Origin of the sequence: Limnobacter sp., assembly GCF_964228395.1 — a bacterium.
Classification (GTDB): domain Bacteria; phylum Pseudomonadota; class Gammaproteobacteria; order Burkholderiales; family Burkholderiaceae_B; genus Limnobacter.
This window is the reverse complement of sequence record NZ_CAXQZX010000024.1, coordinates 1-14247: the sequence shown is the minus strand read 5'-3', so window position 1 is coordinate 14247 and position 14247 is coordinate 1. Positions and strand designations below refer to the sequence as shown.

Here is a 14247-nt window from a genome sequence, read left to right as displayed (position 1 = left end):
CTTGGGGCAAAAAATTGCCGAAGGCACCATGGCCGTGGACGAAGTGGTCGATGGCATTGTGGATGCCTCCATGGATGACAACATGATCGACTCTTCGGCTGACGAAGACAACGATGACGACGAAGACGATGATGAAAGCGGCGATGGCGGCGGCAGCACCTCGGGCATGTCAGCCCGCCAGCTTGAAGAGCTGAAGAAAAACTCGCTGGCCATTTTTGCAGACATCGAAAAGCAGTTTGCCAAGCTGAAAAAGGCCCGTGCTGACAGTGGCTACAACTCAGCCGCTTATAAAAAGGCCAAAGAGGCGATTGCCGACGAGTTCATGAAAATCCGCTTTACTGCCAAGCAGGTGGAGCGTTTGTGCAGCATCCTGCGTGAGCAGGTGGATGGTGTACGCAAAATCGAGCGCGAAATTTACGACATTGCCGTCAATCGCGTGGGCGTGCCGCGTGAGGCCTTCCTTGACAAGTTCAAAGGCCATGAAATTGAGGCAGGCTGGGTGGATCATTTCTCCACCGGCAATGCGAGCTGGGCTGAAACCTTTGCCCGCAACATTCCGTCGATTCACGAATTGCAGCAAAAGCTGGTCGAAATTCAGGACGCTGTGTCGCTGCCCTTAAGCGACCTGCGCGCCATCAACAAGCAAATGGTGTCCGGCGAGAACCGCGCACGTTTGGCCAAGCGCGAAATGATCGAAGCCAACCTGCGCTTGGTGATTTCGATTGCCAAGAAATACACGAACCGCGGTTTGCAATTCCTCGACCTCATCCAAGAAGGCAACGTGGGTCTGATGAAGGCGGTCGACAAGTTTGAATACCGCCGTGGTTACAAATTTTCTACATACGCCACCTGGTGGATTCGCCAGGCCATTACCCGCTCCATTGCCGACCAGGCGCGCACCATCCGAATTCCGGTGCACATGATCGAAACCATCAACAAGATGAATCGCATCAGCCGCCAAATCCTGCAAGAAACCGGCATTGAGCCTGATCCAGCCACACTGGCCGAGCGCATGGAAATGCCCGAGGAAAAAATTCGCAAAATCCTGAAAATTGCGAAAGAGCCCATCTCGATGGAAACCCCGATTGGTGACGATGATGATTCGCACCTGGGTGACTTCATTGAAGACAACGCCACGTTGGCGCCGCAAGATGCAGCGCAATACAGCAGCTTGCGTTTTGTGACCAAAGACGTGTTGGACTCCCTCACCCCACGCGAGGCCAAAGTGCTGCGCATGCGTTTCGGTATTGAAATGAGCACCGACCACACACTGGAAGAGGTGGGCAAACAGTTTGATGTAACCCGCGAGCGCATTCGCCAAATTGAAGCCAAGGCCCTGCGCAAGCTGCGGCACCCCAGCCGTTCCGACAAGCTTAAGAGCTTCCTGGAAGGGGAGTAAAGGTTAACGCGCTGTCAAAGGCGCGTTGGGGGGCTGTAGCTCAGCGGTTAGAGCAGAGGACTCATAATCCTTTGGTCGAGGGTTCGAACCCCTCCGGCCCTACCATTTAAAACAAGGACTTAGGTGCTTCCGGCATCTAGGTCCTTTTTGTATCGAAGGCCGAACAATCAACCAGACCAATCATTTGAAGGGGACACCATGCACACGATATTGGGCTCAAATGGCCAGATTGGCACCGAACTGGCGCGTGCGCTTCATAAAAGCCACACCACCGACATTCGTCTGGTGAGCCGCAAACCCAAGAAAGTCAATGAATCGGATGTTCTGTTCCCGGCTGATTTGATGGATGCCAGGCAAACCTCACAGGCTGTGAAGGGCTCGAAGGTGGCCTACCTGACTGCTGGGCTGCCCATGGATACTCGACTGTGGGTGGAGCAATGGCCGACCATCATGAGCAATGTGTTGGCCGCCTGCGAAGAGCATCAGGTGAAACTGGTCTTTTTCGACAACACCTACATGTACCCGCAGACTTCGGATGTTCAAAAAGAAAACACGCCGTTCAAGCCAAACGGGAAAAAGGGGCAAATTCGTGCCCAGCTCGCCAAGCAGGTGTTGAAGGCCATGGAAGAGAAACGGGTTGAGGCAGTCATTTGCAGAGCCCCTGAGTTCTACGGACCAGGGTTGACCCAAAGCATCACCAACGCCACGGTCATCGAGCCTTTGAAGCAGGGTAAAAAGGCGAAGGTCTTTTTGCGCGACGATACACGGCGCAGCCTGATTTACACCCCGGATGCCAGCCGCGCCATGGCCTTGATTGGCAACACGCCCGATGCGTTTGGTCAGACCTGGCATTTGCCCATCGATGATTCGCGCCTGACTTACAAACAGTTGATTGAACTTGCAGCAAAAACCTTTGGCGTTCAGCCTCGCTACATGATTCTCAAAAAATGGATGTTAAGGCTGGCGGGTTTGTTCAGTGCGCAAATTCGGGACGCTGGGGAGTTGTTGCCACGCTATGAGGCAGACAATATTTTTTGCTCAGATCAATTCAAGGCCCGCTTTCCAGAGTTTAAGGTGACCACGATTGAGCAAGGCCTCAAAGAAATTGCAGCATCCCAGGCCGGTGCCAACGCCACTTAAATGGGAATGGTCACCTCAACAACATCGACTCAAATTCGCGAATCACTTCGGTGAAGGAGTCTGCAGCCACGGTCTCAAGGCGATGCGCCCGCAGTTTGGCCACGTTTTCAAAGGTTAGTGGGTTGCCCTCCAGCACGCCCATGGTCCAATTATCAAAAATGCGGTCCTTGATCGGTGTGATGTGAATGATCCGGCTATCGGTGTGGCGTTTGTCGTCCACAATTTTCATGTAGGTGCGCAACACGGCCAGTTCTGGCCCCTCTAGCACCTGCAAAAAAAGACCGCCGCCGTGTACCAGTACGCCAGTGATATTTGCCTGCTTGTTGTTTTTGCGCGAGGCAAGAAGAATCTCTTCCAGCGTTTGTGAGCCAAAACCGGGCTTGGCCTGGCTGCAATACATTAAGCGGATCATGGCCAGGGCCCTTTGTGTGGAGGTTGATCAGCAACACCACCTCACATGGTAGTCCCAAAGCCACTGGGTGGGGCAGTGGGTTTTCAAGAAACCTCAGGCAAGAAAAAAACTGACACACCAGGGTCGATCCATGGATGGTTAAATCATGAAAAACAGGTGCAATATTTTGTGAATCCGCGGGTCGTCGAAGCTTTTTTCTTGCACACTGTAAATATTGTTGTCGCGTGTTGGTCCCAAGCTGGGCCGACCCCACACTGAAAGGCCGCACTAGATGCCACCACTCCTTGTTCGATGCCTGGGCTTATTGCTGCTCGCACTTCATGTCCACACTGCACATGCTGCAGAGGTGGTACGCGTTGCAACTTCAAAGAATATTCTGTCTTTCCCCGTGGTTGTGGCGCATGAAAAGGGTTTTTTTGCACGGCATGGCATTGTCGTGGATCGTCAAGATTGCGTGAGCGGTGCGCGATGTATGGTTGAAATGTTTGAGGGAAGGGTGGATTTGGCCACCGCCGCTGATCTTCCGATTGCTTTGAATGGCTTGCGGCGGAATGACTTCGCCATTCTTGCCACCTTTGTGACCAGCAATCGGGATTTAAAAATCTTGGTGGACTCCAACGCCGGTATTTCTTCCTTAAAAGACTTGGTCAACACACGCGTGGCCTATGTGCGTGGCACAGCAAGCCAGTATTTCTTGGACACCATGCTGATTTACAACGGCATCGACCCCAACAGGGTGGAGCGGGTACCTTTGGGGGTTGAAGAAGCTTCGGCTGCGCTGCGTGATGGACGTGTGCAAGCGGTTAGTCTGTGGGAGCCGCACATTTCACGCTTGCGCTTGGCCAAAGGTGAGCAGGTGCGTTTGTTAAGCACGCAGCGCGTGTATTTGGAAACCTTCAATCTTTTGGCGCCACGCGATTTTATTGAACGCCATGCGGAGCAGATTCCTGCCATCTTGCGGGCAATTGACGAGGCGATTCAGTTTATCAATACCAACCCACGCGAAGCCTTGGCGCTTTTGGCCCAAAGGCTGGATGTGCCGGTGGCTGTGCTCAGCGATATTTTTGGGGATTATCATTACCGTTTGTCTTTGTCCAAGTCTTTGCCCAGAACTTTAGACAGCCAGGTGCGTTGGGCCATCGCTTCCGGTGAAGTGTCGGCGGGCGTCACGCCTCCCAATTTTTTGAAGTTTATTGAGCCGCGGTTTTTGCGTTTGGTCCGCCCCAGCGCAGTGACGTTGCCGTGATTTTGCTGTGTAGGTAACTTGCCCATGCGCGTTGCAACCAAAATAAACCTGGCAGTCATTGGCACCGTGTTGGCGGCGGCTCTGTTGGTGTTGGGCAACCTGTTTATTTTGAGTGAGCAGTTCAAGGGCATTCAGCGCGCCGAACGGGCCAACCAGGTGACGCGGTTGGCATCTGGGCTACTTGTGTTAACCCAAGAGTATGTGTTGTTTGGCTCGCCCACAGTGGAGGCCTCTTGGATTAAAACCCACGAAAAACTTGCCCGTGCGCTCATCAGTCTGCAAGACGATCGGCAGCCGCCAGCCAACTTGGGTGAAATGATCGTCACCCTCGAGGGTTTGCAGATTCAATTTGAGGAGTTGCGATTGGCTGAAGCAGAGCAAGGGGTGGCCACTGACTTGGCCGCCCAGCAGCGAAGCTTGCTGATTGAACGGTTGATTGCAGAAACCCAGGCGGTGTCTGAAGCGGGGTACTTGTGGTCATCTGCGCTGGCTCGCAAACAGGCAGAAAGCCTGCGCCAGTTGGCGGTGTTGGAATCGGTGGGCTTGAGTTCGTTTGTGGTGCTCATTGGTTTGCTGGTGTGGCTGATGCGCAGGCGTGTGCTGCTGCCCCTTGGGCGCTTGAAACGCACAGCCGATGCCATACGTGGCGGTCAGGAAGACGCGCAATGTGATGTTGCAAGCGCAGATGAAATTGGCGATGTGGCCCGGGCTGTGAATCAGATGGCACAGAGCTTGGCACAAAAAAACAAGCATTTGCGCGAGGCCAATGAACAAATTGAGCGAGCCAGCGTGGCCAAGTCAGAATTTTTGTCCAACATGAGCCATGAGATTCGCACGCCGTTGAATGGCATTGTGGGGCTCACTTATTTGCTGAAGGACACAGCAAGTTCATCGAACCAGCAGTTGCTTTTAGACAGCCTTGAAAAAACATCGCGTAACCTGATCGACCTGGTGAGCGATGTGTTGGACATCTCGAAAATTGAAGCTGGCAGCATGGAATTGGAAGTGCGCCGCTTTGATGTGTTTGAGTTTTTGGACAAGGTGGCGGGGGTGATGACGGGTGCGGCGGCCAGTAAATCGTTGCAACTCACCATCGATGCCGATTCGCACTTGCCTCGCCACTTGTTGGGCGATGAGCTTCGCTTCAGGCAAATCGCAGTGAACTTGGTGGGCAATGCCATCAAATTCACCAAAGAAGGTTCGGTTTCGCTCACCTTGACGGTGGTGCATGCGTCCACCGAACAATACCGCTTGCGGCTCAGTGTGCAAGACACCGGCATTGGAATATCAGAAGAAGGGCAGGCGCGTCTCTTTGAGCAATTCCAGCAAAGCGATGCCTCGGTGGCCAGAAATTTTGGTGGCTCGGGCCTGGGCCTAAGCCTGGTTAAAAAGCTCGTTGAGTTGATGGGCGGCGACCTTGGGTTCAGCAGCCAGGCTGGTGTGGGCAGTCGTTTTTGGGTTGAGCTTCCATTTTCCTGTGAGGCCGACGGACCCACCGAACCCAGTGAGCAACAAGACCCTCTGCCTGAGGTGTTCTTGGTCAGCCAGCGCGATGACCTGATGCAGGCACTGAACTCTGCGGCGCGGTTGGTAAGTTATGCGCCCCGTTGTTTTGCAAGCTTGGCTCAGGCAATCGAGCAACTCGAAGCCAGCGGGTGTAATGCCAGCCTGGCGGGCGTGTTGCTCGATTGGCCTGCCGACGAAACTCAACGCATGCTGTGTGCAAGCCAGCTTGCAAGGCTGAGGCACTTCGGGGTGGAATGTGTATTGCTCATGGGCAGCCACGAGGGCAAAGACGTGCTGCGTTTAAACCTTCGCCAGGCGTTTAAGGCCATGCTGGCCAAGCCCATGACGCCTTTGCAATTAAAGGCAGCATTTGCCGCGGCTCAACAAACCGCTGCAAGTGGCAAAGAGCCCAACGCCATTCCAACACCCGCTTTGCAGGGGCGCCGGGTGTTGGTGGTCGACGACAGTGATTTGAATCTGAGGGTGCTTGAAGGCGTGTTGATGCGCCGCGGCCTGGCCGTGGACAAAGCCAAAAACGGCCTGGAGGCTTTGGCGGCTTTGAGCCATGCCAACCATGGGGTACATGCCGTGGTGATGGATGTACAAATGCCGATGATGAATGGCCTGGAGGCCACAGAGGCCATTCGTGCGCAGCCCTTCAATGCCACCTTGCCCGTGATTGGTTTGACCGGTGAGGTTGCTCCTGAGGACGAAAAACGGGCCCTGGCCAGTGGCATGAATGCGGTGCTGCCCAAACCGCTTCAGCCCGAGGATTTGATGGCGCTCTTGGAGCAGTTTTTTATTGAAGCCACTTGAGATTATCGAGCCGCCACAATCCACATGTTGTCGCTGGTGGGTTGGCGGTCGGCCAAGCCAAACTGCACCACTTTAAGGCCCGCCCGGGTCACCATGTCTTCAAGATCGCCAGGGGTAAAATAATTCACATGGTCTGGCAGGCGGAAGCCGCACCATTTTTCCTGGCGTATTTTTCTGTTCCACGAGCCATAGTTGGGCACCTTGATGATGACCACACCACCGGGTTTCAGCACGCGGCATACCCCTTGAAGCAGGCCCAGCGGCTCAACCTCATGTTCCAAAAACGCGCTCATCAGTACACCTGCATAATGGTCGGCTGGCAGCCGTGCAATGCCGTTGAGGGCGTTGTCGTGCATGATGCTGCCACCTCGCGGTGCAACCACCGCATTGGCTTGCTCGGCAAGGGCCTTGGACACTTCAATGCCGTGGGGGGTGTATTGCGCTGGCAAGGCAGCCAACAGGCCTCCGCCAGCACAACCGATGTCCAATACATGGCCACCGGGAATGTATTTGGCGATCAGTTCGGGCAGCTTGTTGCGCTTAAGAACCTTTTGTCGAAAATGTTTGAAGGCCCGGCTTAAACCTTGTTTAACCGGTTCGCGCTGTTCGCGCGCCTCGCGTTCCTGGGTGGATGTTTTTTCCCAGGCGAACTCTTCACTTAGACGTTCGTACACCGGGGCCCGTTTAAGGTACACAAATTTGCACGAGCTGCATTGCACCATGGGCCACTCTTCATTGCCGTAGGGCAATACATCGGAGGCCTGAGCACTGGCATTGCAGTGGGGGCAGTTGCGGCTTACAACACGTTGACTCACATCCATCTTGAATTTTCTCTCTGCTTGGGCACCATGCCGGTCGGCTCGGCGCTTGATTTATTGTACCTTTCCCAAACCAAACAAAAGAAGGGGATGTTCCATGTTGCGATTGGCCTTGGTGTGGGTATTAAATGCAGTGGCTTTGATGGCCGTGGCCTACCTGCTTCCCGGTGTGGTGGTGGACGGCTTTAAGGCAGCCTTGTGGGCCGCGCTTATACTGGGTTTGGTCAATACTGTGGTGAAACCCATCCTGACCATTCTGACCTTGCCGCTGACCATTCTGACCCTTGGGCTGTTTTATTTTGTCCTCAACGGCTTGATGTTTTATTGGGTGGGCTCTGTGATGGAGGGCTTCCGCGTGTCGGGCTTTTGGTGGGCCGTGTTGGCAGCCTTGTTGTATTCCTTGTTTGCCACGGTGCTTAACGGTGTGGTGCTGCAAGAAAAGGTGAGGGTGGAACGTTTGTGAGTTGCCTGGGCGCCGAGTGTGTGCGGAAGGTGCCTGCACCCTATGCGTTAAGGTTTGCCAACCCCTGGTAGATTAGCCGCAGGGCCAAGGCGCTCAGCAATAGATTCAGGATGCGCGAAAAATATTCCTCAGGGATGCGCTGCAGCAGCCTGGCGCCCAAGATGTTGCCCGCCAGGGTGGCCACACCGATGGCCAGCAGCAGGGGCCAGTGTGCGGCCCAGTCAAACCCCACGGTGGTGAAGGCCACCAGCTTGATGCCATGTTGAATGGCCATGGCCATGCCGTGGGTGCCTGCCAACACTTCTTTGGGCCACTGCCCTTTGGGCAAGACCGACATCACCAGTGGCCCGGTGGCGCCCAACACCAGGCTCAAACCCGTGGTGATGCCACCGCTGCCAGCCGGGTGCCAGTTGGCCAGTCTAAGCCAGCTGGCGCGCCACGTGGCCACCAAAATAAACACACCCAGCAGCACTTGGCCAAACTCGGGTGGAATGAGCAGGGCCAGTGGCGTGAGCAAAGCCCCGCCCAATGCAGCGCCCACTGCAAAGGGCCGAATGTAGGACCAGCATATGTGCTTGCGCTGCACCAGCACGCGGCTGGTGTTGGACATTAACTGAGCCGCTCCGTGCAGGGGGATGAGCATGGCGGGGGGCACAAATTGCCCCATGAGTGCCAGCAACACCACGCCGCCACCCACGCCCATGGCGGCTGTGATGGCCGAAGTAAACAGGGCTGCCAGGCCCAACAGCAGCGCCAGTTCCACGCGGGCTGGCCTTAGGGGCCCAACACGTTGATTTGACCCACGGGCAACTGTTTGCTGACCAGCACCAGGTCGTACAGCCCGGGTTCGCTGAGCTGAAATGCCACGGCATTGGTTTTGCCAGCCACCAGGGGTTTGGTCAAGCCGCTGCCTTCCAGCAACAACTCGTCGTCTTGATCAATAAAAACCAGCAACGCCGCAGTTTTGCCTTGGCGCACCTGCAAGCGAACCGCCTCGGTCAGCAGTTGCCCATTGCGTATGGACACGGAGGGCATGGATTGCGCCTGCTCATCCACCACGGCGGTGGAGGGCGGGGCAATCACCTGCGTTTGCATGTACACATAAGCGCCTGCCAGTGTGGCACTGGCCAGGCCGAGGTAAACAAGGGCGCGTTTGTTCATGGGTTGATGCGTTGGCGTTTGGCGGTGGTTCTTTCCCACATCTGGAGGTATACCTCAGCCGAATTGTACAGGGCTTTCAGCGCCTCGTTGCCGCCTTCCAGGCGCAGCTCCTCCACCCAGTCGGCTTTCAAGCCGTAATGCGCCTGGCCCTCGGTGTTGGCATCAAACACGCGCTCGCCACTTTGTTGTTTGTCAAACTTCACCGGGCTGACCGGGGTGTTGAATACACCGGCCCAGTCTGGCCCCTCAAACAGGGTGAACGGGTAGCGAATTTGGGGTCGGTTTGCGCCGCGTGGGCCCGCCTGCGCCCCCAGGCCGTTGGTGTCGGCACCAAACCCCATCGCAAAGTCAAATTGATTGCTCTTCAAGGGGGCGATGACCTTGAGGTCCTCGGTCCAGCTTTGAGCATTGCCTTGGTAGGGGTAAATAATGCCGCCAGCGGCCAGAATTTTGCGCGCTTGCTCGCGGGTAATGCCGCCATGCGCGCCGTGGGTGGACACCAAGGGGTACTTGGGTTGCTGGCGGTCTGCCATGTCGATCAGGTCCCCTTTGATGGACAGCTCCAAGTGATCCACTTCGATGATGATGCCTTTCTCCATGAGCCGCTTGAAGGCGTATTTGCCTAGTTCTGTGAGGCCGCGGCGGTTGCATTGACGCCGGTTTTCGGCGCTGGGGTAGAGTGGTGCCACGCCGGGGTTGTTGTCAATCAAGGCCTGCGTGAGGGGGTCGTTGCCCAAGCCGGGCACCGAGGTCATCACCGCGCCGGGTTTGCGCAAAATGTAGTCTTGGTAATCGTTCTCGCCACCGGGGCAGTCGTAGGTTTGCCAGAATGCGCCGGTGTCGTAAAAGTTGCCCAGGTTCAACACCGCGCCGTCAAAAATACCGTTGCCACCAAAAGCGTTGTCAAATTCGTGGATGGGGAACATTTGCCGCACGCCTAGCGCATACAAACGGTCCAGTTGACGATCAATTTCGGCTTCGTCGCACAGGTTTTGACCAAATTTAATGCCGCAGTTAAAAAGGTGCGAAATCTCGATACCCAACACCACGGCCAGTTTGCCCTGATTGATCACCTGCCGAGCCTCTTGTGGGCTGGTCACAATGCGGAACCAGCCCCGGCCGGGGCCGCCCTCCTGCGCATCGATGTAGGCCTCCAACTGCTTGGCATACTCAATTTGCTTGACTGCGCTTTCCATCTCATTGCAGTCTTGCGTGGGTGCCCCCTTGGTGTTGCGCACCAGGCTACACAACGTTTCGTTTTCTACCAGGTTGGTCACAAAAATACGCAAGCCGGCCATCCAGGCCCGCTCCAGCCATTTGTAATACAAGCCCTCGTGGGTGAGGGCATTGGCGGCGGGCCAGCTTCTGAAGGTGGGCCAGCCCTGGGTGTCGTGGGTGGCCTGCGGAGTGCCTTTGAACAAATTGTCCACCAGGTCGAGGCGGCCCATGGGGCCGTGGTTGGCTTCGCAACTGCCCAAGGCGTGGGTCACCCCAAAACGGTGGTGGGGCGTGCCGTGGTGTGCGCCACCCAAAAATGTGGTGGCGGTGATGTGGTTATGCACATCGGCAAAGCCCTTTACGGCGCGGTTCAAGCCTGCTCCGGCAAAGGTGCGCCCGGTGGTGTTGGTGCCAATTTCCGGAAAGGCCTTGCAGCCTGTGGTGGGCACAAATTCAAACAGCGTGTCGGTGCTGCTGGCGCTTTGTTCCACGGTGCCCAGCCCTTGGCTCAAGCCGAGCAAGGACAGCTTCATTTGACTGCCGGTATTGACCAATGCAAAACCCCCTCGTTGGTTGGGGTCGGCTTGCACAGTCCACTCAATGAAATCTGAAAACTCGCTGCTGCTGTTCACGGGGTTGCCTGCGGCAGCGTCGGGGGCTTGCATCAGGGTTTCGCTGCTGTTGTGCAGCATGTATTTGCCCAGGGCCGATGGCTTGAGGTAAAACGGCTCGGCGTTGCCTGCGGTGGCTTGGTCTACCCCGTAGCTGCCATCGGTCTTTTTGCTCACAAACAATTGGTTGGCCTTGGACTGCAAGGCAAAGCAGCCGTTGGCAATGTTGAACTCGGTGGGCGCGATGGGTTGTTCAGAGGGAGAGGTGGGTGTGTTCCCCCCACCCCCTGCGTTGGTGCGTGAATCTGAATTGGAATTGCAGGCGGCCAGCGCTGCACACAGCAGCGCCACGCCGATTAGTGGCTGTCTCATGGTGGTTCTCTATGGGGTGCCGGCCATTTGGCCCATAGAGGTAATACTGACAACCCAGCGTTTCAGATTCAGCTTTTACACTGGGAATTCATGGTGCCTGCTTAGGGGATCAGCACCGTGCAGCCTGTGGTTTGGCGGCCTTCCAGCGCGGCATGGGCCTGCACCACATCGGCCAATGCAAAGCGTTGGTTGATGTGTATTTTTACCTGTCCACTTTGCACCACTTCAAACATTTCGGCGGCACTTTCAAGCATTTCGGCTTTGTCCACGGTAAACGACGCCACGGTGGGGCGGGTAAGCACCAGTGAGCCACGCTCGGCCAGCCACTGCAAGGGCACGGGATCGACTTTGCCGCTGGCGTTGCCATAGCTCACCATCATGCCCCGTGGTTTTAAACAATTGAGCGAATCCACAAAGGTCGCCTTGCCCACGCTGTCGTACACCACGGGCACGCCTTTGCCATCGGTGAGCGCCTTCACCCGTTCAACCACATTTTCTCGGCTGGTGATGATCACCTCGGCACAGCCATTGGCTCGCGCCAGCTCGGCTTTTTCTTCGGTCGAGACCGTGCCAATCACCCGAACACCGAGCGCCTTGGCCCATTGGCAGGCGATGGTCCCCACGCCGCCAGCCGCGGCATGAAACAAAATGGTGTCGCCGGCTTGAACCCGGAACACGCGGCGAAGCAGATACTGGGCGGTGAAACCTTTGAGCATCATGGCTGCAGCGGTTTCGAAAGAAATGCCATCCGGAATTTTTACCAGTGGGTGGGTGGGCATGTTGCGAACAGTGGCATATGAACCCAAGGGGCCAGAGCCATACGCCACCCGGTCGCCTACTTGAAATTCGGTCACCCCTTCACCCACGGCGCGCACCACGCCTGCGCCTTCGGTGCCCGGGCAGCAGGGCAGGGGCTGAGGGTACACCCCGGTTCGCCAATACACTTCAATGAAGTTCAAGCCGATGGCCTTGTGCTCTACTTGCACCTCACCTGCTTTGGGTGGACCAAGTTCCAGGTTTTCCATGGTGAGCACCTCGGGGGCGCCAGTGTTGTGGAAGCGAACGATTTTTCCAGACGTATTCATGCTTGTACTCCTGTGCGGTGTTGTTTTTTAAGGGTCAGCAGGGCCACGCCTGCAATCACCAAGGCCGTGCCAGCGGCGTGCCAGGGTGTAAAGGGTTCATTCAATATCCAGGTGCCCAAGGCGATGGTAGAAATGGGCCCCACCATGCCCAGTTGGGACACGCGGGACGCACCAATCAGGCTGATGGCCGTCATCACGGCAAACACGGGCACGAAAGTGCAAAACACCGCGTTGACCAGTGACCAGCCCCACACCGGCAAGGGTTGGTCGAGCAGCGTGCTCAAAGGCTGCTGCAGTGACACCTGCACAAAAATGGCAATGGCCGACACCAGCGTGGCCATGGAGGTGACACGAACGGTGCCCAGCCGTTTGAGCAGGCTTTCGCCCACCACCAGATAGCTGGCGTAGCAAATGGCGGATGCAAACACCAGCACCACACCCAATGCGGTGTTTTCGCTGGTGAGCACGGTTTCGTGACCGTACACCAAAGCCAGCCCCAGGTAACTGATGACCATGCACATCAGCTGCCAAAGTTGTGGCCAGCGTTGTTGAATACAGCAAGTGATCAGAAGCACCAAGGATGGGTAGGTGAACAAAATGAGGCGTTCAAGCCCCGCCGTGATGTATTGCAGACCCATGAAGTCGAACAGACTGGCCAGGTAATAGCCCAGCAGGCCCGCGCTGACGATGAGCGCCCAGTCTTTGGGCTTGAGCTTTTCGCTGCCCGGGTTGCGCCAGGTGGTGTATGCCCATGCCGCCAAAAACAATGGGAAAGAAAGCAGCATGCGCATGGCCAGCAAGGTGGTGGCGTCGACCGGGTAGGCGTACGCCAGCTTCACCACAATGGCTTTGCCAGAAAAAAAGACGGCGCCCAAGAGCGCCAAACCCACGCCCCAAGCCGTGGGTGATCGTTCAAGAATTTCTCGCGTTCGGCTCACGGTGTGCCGCAGGCCTCCTTACAGCCGCTTGATCAGGCTGGAGGTGTCCCAGCGGTTGCCGCCCATGCCTTGAACTTCGGCGTAAAACTGGTCGACCAAAGCGGTAACAGGCAGTTGCGAGCCATTGCGTCGAGCTTCATCGAGCACCAGGCTCAGGTCTTTGCGCATCCAGTCCACAGCAAAGCCAAAGTCGAATTTGCCTTCAACCATGGTGCGTCCGCGGTTGTCCATTTGCCAACTTTGGGCGGCGCCTTTGCCAATCACGTCCAAGGCTTTGTTGACATCCAGGCCAGCATTCATGCCAAATTTAAGGGCCTCTGATAAACCTTGCAACAAGCCCGCAATGCACACCTGGTTGACCATCTTGGTGAGCTGACCGCAGCCCGATTCGCCCATCAGGGTTACGGCCTTGGCGTAGCAAGCCATCACCTCTTTGGCTTGGTCAAAGTCGGCGTGAGAGCCACCGCACATGATGGTGAGCTGGCCGTTTTCGGCGCCAGCCTGGCCCCCAGACACGGGGGCGTCGATGAAACCAAAGCCGGCATCTTTGGCTTGGTCGTACAACTCGCGGGCAATTTTTGCGCTGGCGGTGGTGTGGTCAACAAAGATGGCGCCGGGCTTCATGGCATGAAACGCACCATGCACGCCAGTGCACACCTGCTGCAGGTCGTCGTCATTGCCCACGCAAGCAAATACAAAGTCTTGGCCAGCGGCCGCTTTTTCGGGAGTGGTGGCCATCTTGCCGCCAAATTCGCTCACCCACTTTTCGGCTTTGGCACTGCTGCGGTTGTACACGGTGACATCGTGCCCCGCTTTTGCCAAATGCCGTACCATGGGGTAGCCCATCACGCCCAAACCCAAAAAAGCAACTTTGTATCCCATGTTGATGCCACCATCGCAAAATCGTTGTTCACGGCTTCACTCTAGCGGAATCAACCTGGTTTGGCGCTTCGGAACTACCCTAACTTCATCCACACTTGCTTGGCATTCACAAACTCGCGGATGCCATGTGGGCCCAGTTCCCGACCATAACCGGATTGTTTAATACCACCACTGGGCAGG

The 14247-nt window shown here is 56.3% G+C and carries 14 protein-coding genes and 1 tRNA gene; 6 read left to right on the top strand and 9 right to left on the bottom strand.

Going from position 1 to position 14247, the window contains the following annotated elements:
* The 3 genes from rpoD to ACEQU8_RS02005 all read left to right on the top strand — a co-directional run.
* On the top strand, window positions 1-1399 hold a 1399-nt coding region (gene rpoD / locus ACEQU8_RS02015), incomplete at its 5' end, for an RNA polymerase sigma factor RpoD (protein WP_370261114.1).
* A 29-nt stretch (window positions 1400-1428) separates the two neighbouring features.
* Window positions 1429-1504 (top strand) — tRNA-Ile (locus ACEQU8_RS02010).
* A gap of 93 nt (window positions 1505-1597) precedes the next feature.
* Window positions 1598-2539 carry an NAD-dependent epimerase/dehydratase family protein gene (locus ACEQU8_RS02005; RefSeq protein ID WP_370261113.1) on the top strand — a complete coding sequence of 314 codons (942 nt, stop codon included), beginning with the start codon at window positions 1598-1600 and terminating at the stop codon, window positions 2537-2539.
* A gap of 10 nt (window positions 2540-2549) precedes the next feature.
* Here ACEQU8_RS02005 and ACEQU8_RS02000 read toward each other — a convergent pair whose 3' ends face one another.
* Entirely contained in the window at window positions 2550-2951 is a 402-nt protein-coding gene (locus tag ACEQU8_RS02000) for a BLUF domain-containing protein (RefSeq protein ID WP_370261111.1), read from the bottom strand.
* Window positions 2952-3222: 271 nt separating this feature from the next.
* Here ACEQU8_RS02000 and ACEQU8_RS01995 point away from each other — a divergent pair, with 271 nt between their 5' ends.
* Both ACEQU8_RS01995 and ACEQU8_RS01990 read left to right on the top strand, forming a co-directional pair.
* Window positions 3223-4197: an ABC transporter substrate-binding protein gene (locus tag ACEQU8_RS01995; protein ID WP_370261110.1), complete on the top strand. Its 975-nt coding sequence runs from the start codon at window positions 3223-3225 to the stop codon at window positions 4195-4197.
* A 24-nt stretch (window positions 4198-4221) separates the two neighbouring features.
* Window positions 4222-6519, top strand: coding sequence for an ATP-binding protein (locus tag ACEQU8_RS01990; RefSeq protein ID WP_370261109.1), 2298 nt, complete (start codon window positions 4222-4224; stop codon window positions 6517-6519).
* A 2-nt stretch (window positions 6520-6521) separates the two neighbouring features.
* Here the strand turns inward: ACEQU8_RS01990 and ACEQU8_RS01985 are convergent, their stop codons facing one another.
* Window positions 6522-7340, bottom strand: a complete 819-nt coding sequence (locus tag ACEQU8_RS01985; protein WP_370261108.1) for a class I SAM-dependent methyltransferase — start codon at window positions 7338-7340, stop codon at window positions 6522-6524.
* A gap of 97 nt (window positions 7341-7437) precedes the next feature.
* Here ACEQU8_RS01985 and ACEQU8_RS01980 point away from each other — a divergent pair, with 97 nt between their 5' ends.
* Window positions 7438-7800 carry a phage holin family protein gene (locus tag ACEQU8_RS01980; RefSeq protein ID WP_370261116.1) on the top strand — a complete coding sequence of 121 codons (363 nt, stop codon included), beginning with the start codon at window positions 7438-7440 and terminating at the stop codon, window positions 7798-7800.
* A gap of 40 nt (window positions 7801-7840) precedes the next feature.
* On the opposite strand, the gene ACEQU8_RS01975 is transcribed toward ACEQU8_RS01980, so the two are convergent.
* The 7 genes from ACEQU8_RS01975 to ACEQU8_RS01945 all read right to left on the bottom strand — a co-directional run.
* Complete coding sequence (locus ACEQU8_RS01975; RefSeq protein ID WP_370261107.1) at window positions 7841-8563, bottom strand: sulfite exporter TauE/SafE family protein; 723 nt, start codon at window positions 8561-8563, stop codon at window positions 7841-7843.
* An 11-nt stretch (window positions 8564-8574) separates the two neighbouring features.
* Complete coding sequence (locus tag ACEQU8_RS01970) at window positions 8575-8961, bottom strand: hypothetical protein (RefSeq protein ID WP_370261106.1); 387 nt, start codon at window positions 8959-8961, stop codon at window positions 8575-8577.
* Window positions 8958-11162 carry a peptidase M19 gene (locus ACEQU8_RS01965; RefSeq protein ID WP_370261105.1) on the bottom strand — a complete coding sequence of 735 codons (2205 nt, stop codon included), beginning with the start codon at window positions 11160-11162 and terminating at the stop codon, window positions 8958-8960. Before ACEQU8_RS01965 ends, ACEQU8_RS01970 begins: the two co-directional genes overlap by 4 nt.
* Window positions 11163-11263: 101 nt before the next feature.
* Complete coding sequence (locus ACEQU8_RS01960; RefSeq protein ID WP_370261104.1) at window positions 11264-12247, bottom strand: quinone oxidoreductase; 984 nt, start codon at window positions 12245-12247, stop codon at window positions 11264-11266.
* On the bottom strand, window positions 12244-13185 hold the full coding sequence (locus ACEQU8_RS01955) for a DMT family transporter (RefSeq protein WP_370261102.1): 942 nt from the start codon (window positions 13183-13185) through the stop codon (window positions 12244-12246). The genes ACEQU8_RS01960 and ACEQU8_RS01955 overlap by 4 nt, the downstream gene beginning before the upstream one ends.
* A gap of 18 nt (window positions 13186-13203) precedes the next feature.
* Window positions 13204-14067, bottom strand: coding sequence for an NAD(P)-dependent oxidoreductase (locus tag ACEQU8_RS01950; RefSeq protein WP_370261101.1), 864 nt, complete (start codon window positions 14065-14067; stop codon window positions 13204-13206).
* Between the two features lie 74 nt (window positions 14068-14141).
* The coding region (locus ACEQU8_RS01945) for an aldehyde dehydrogenase family protein (protein WP_370261115.1) at window positions 14142-14247 on the bottom strand (106 nt) is incomplete at its 5' end.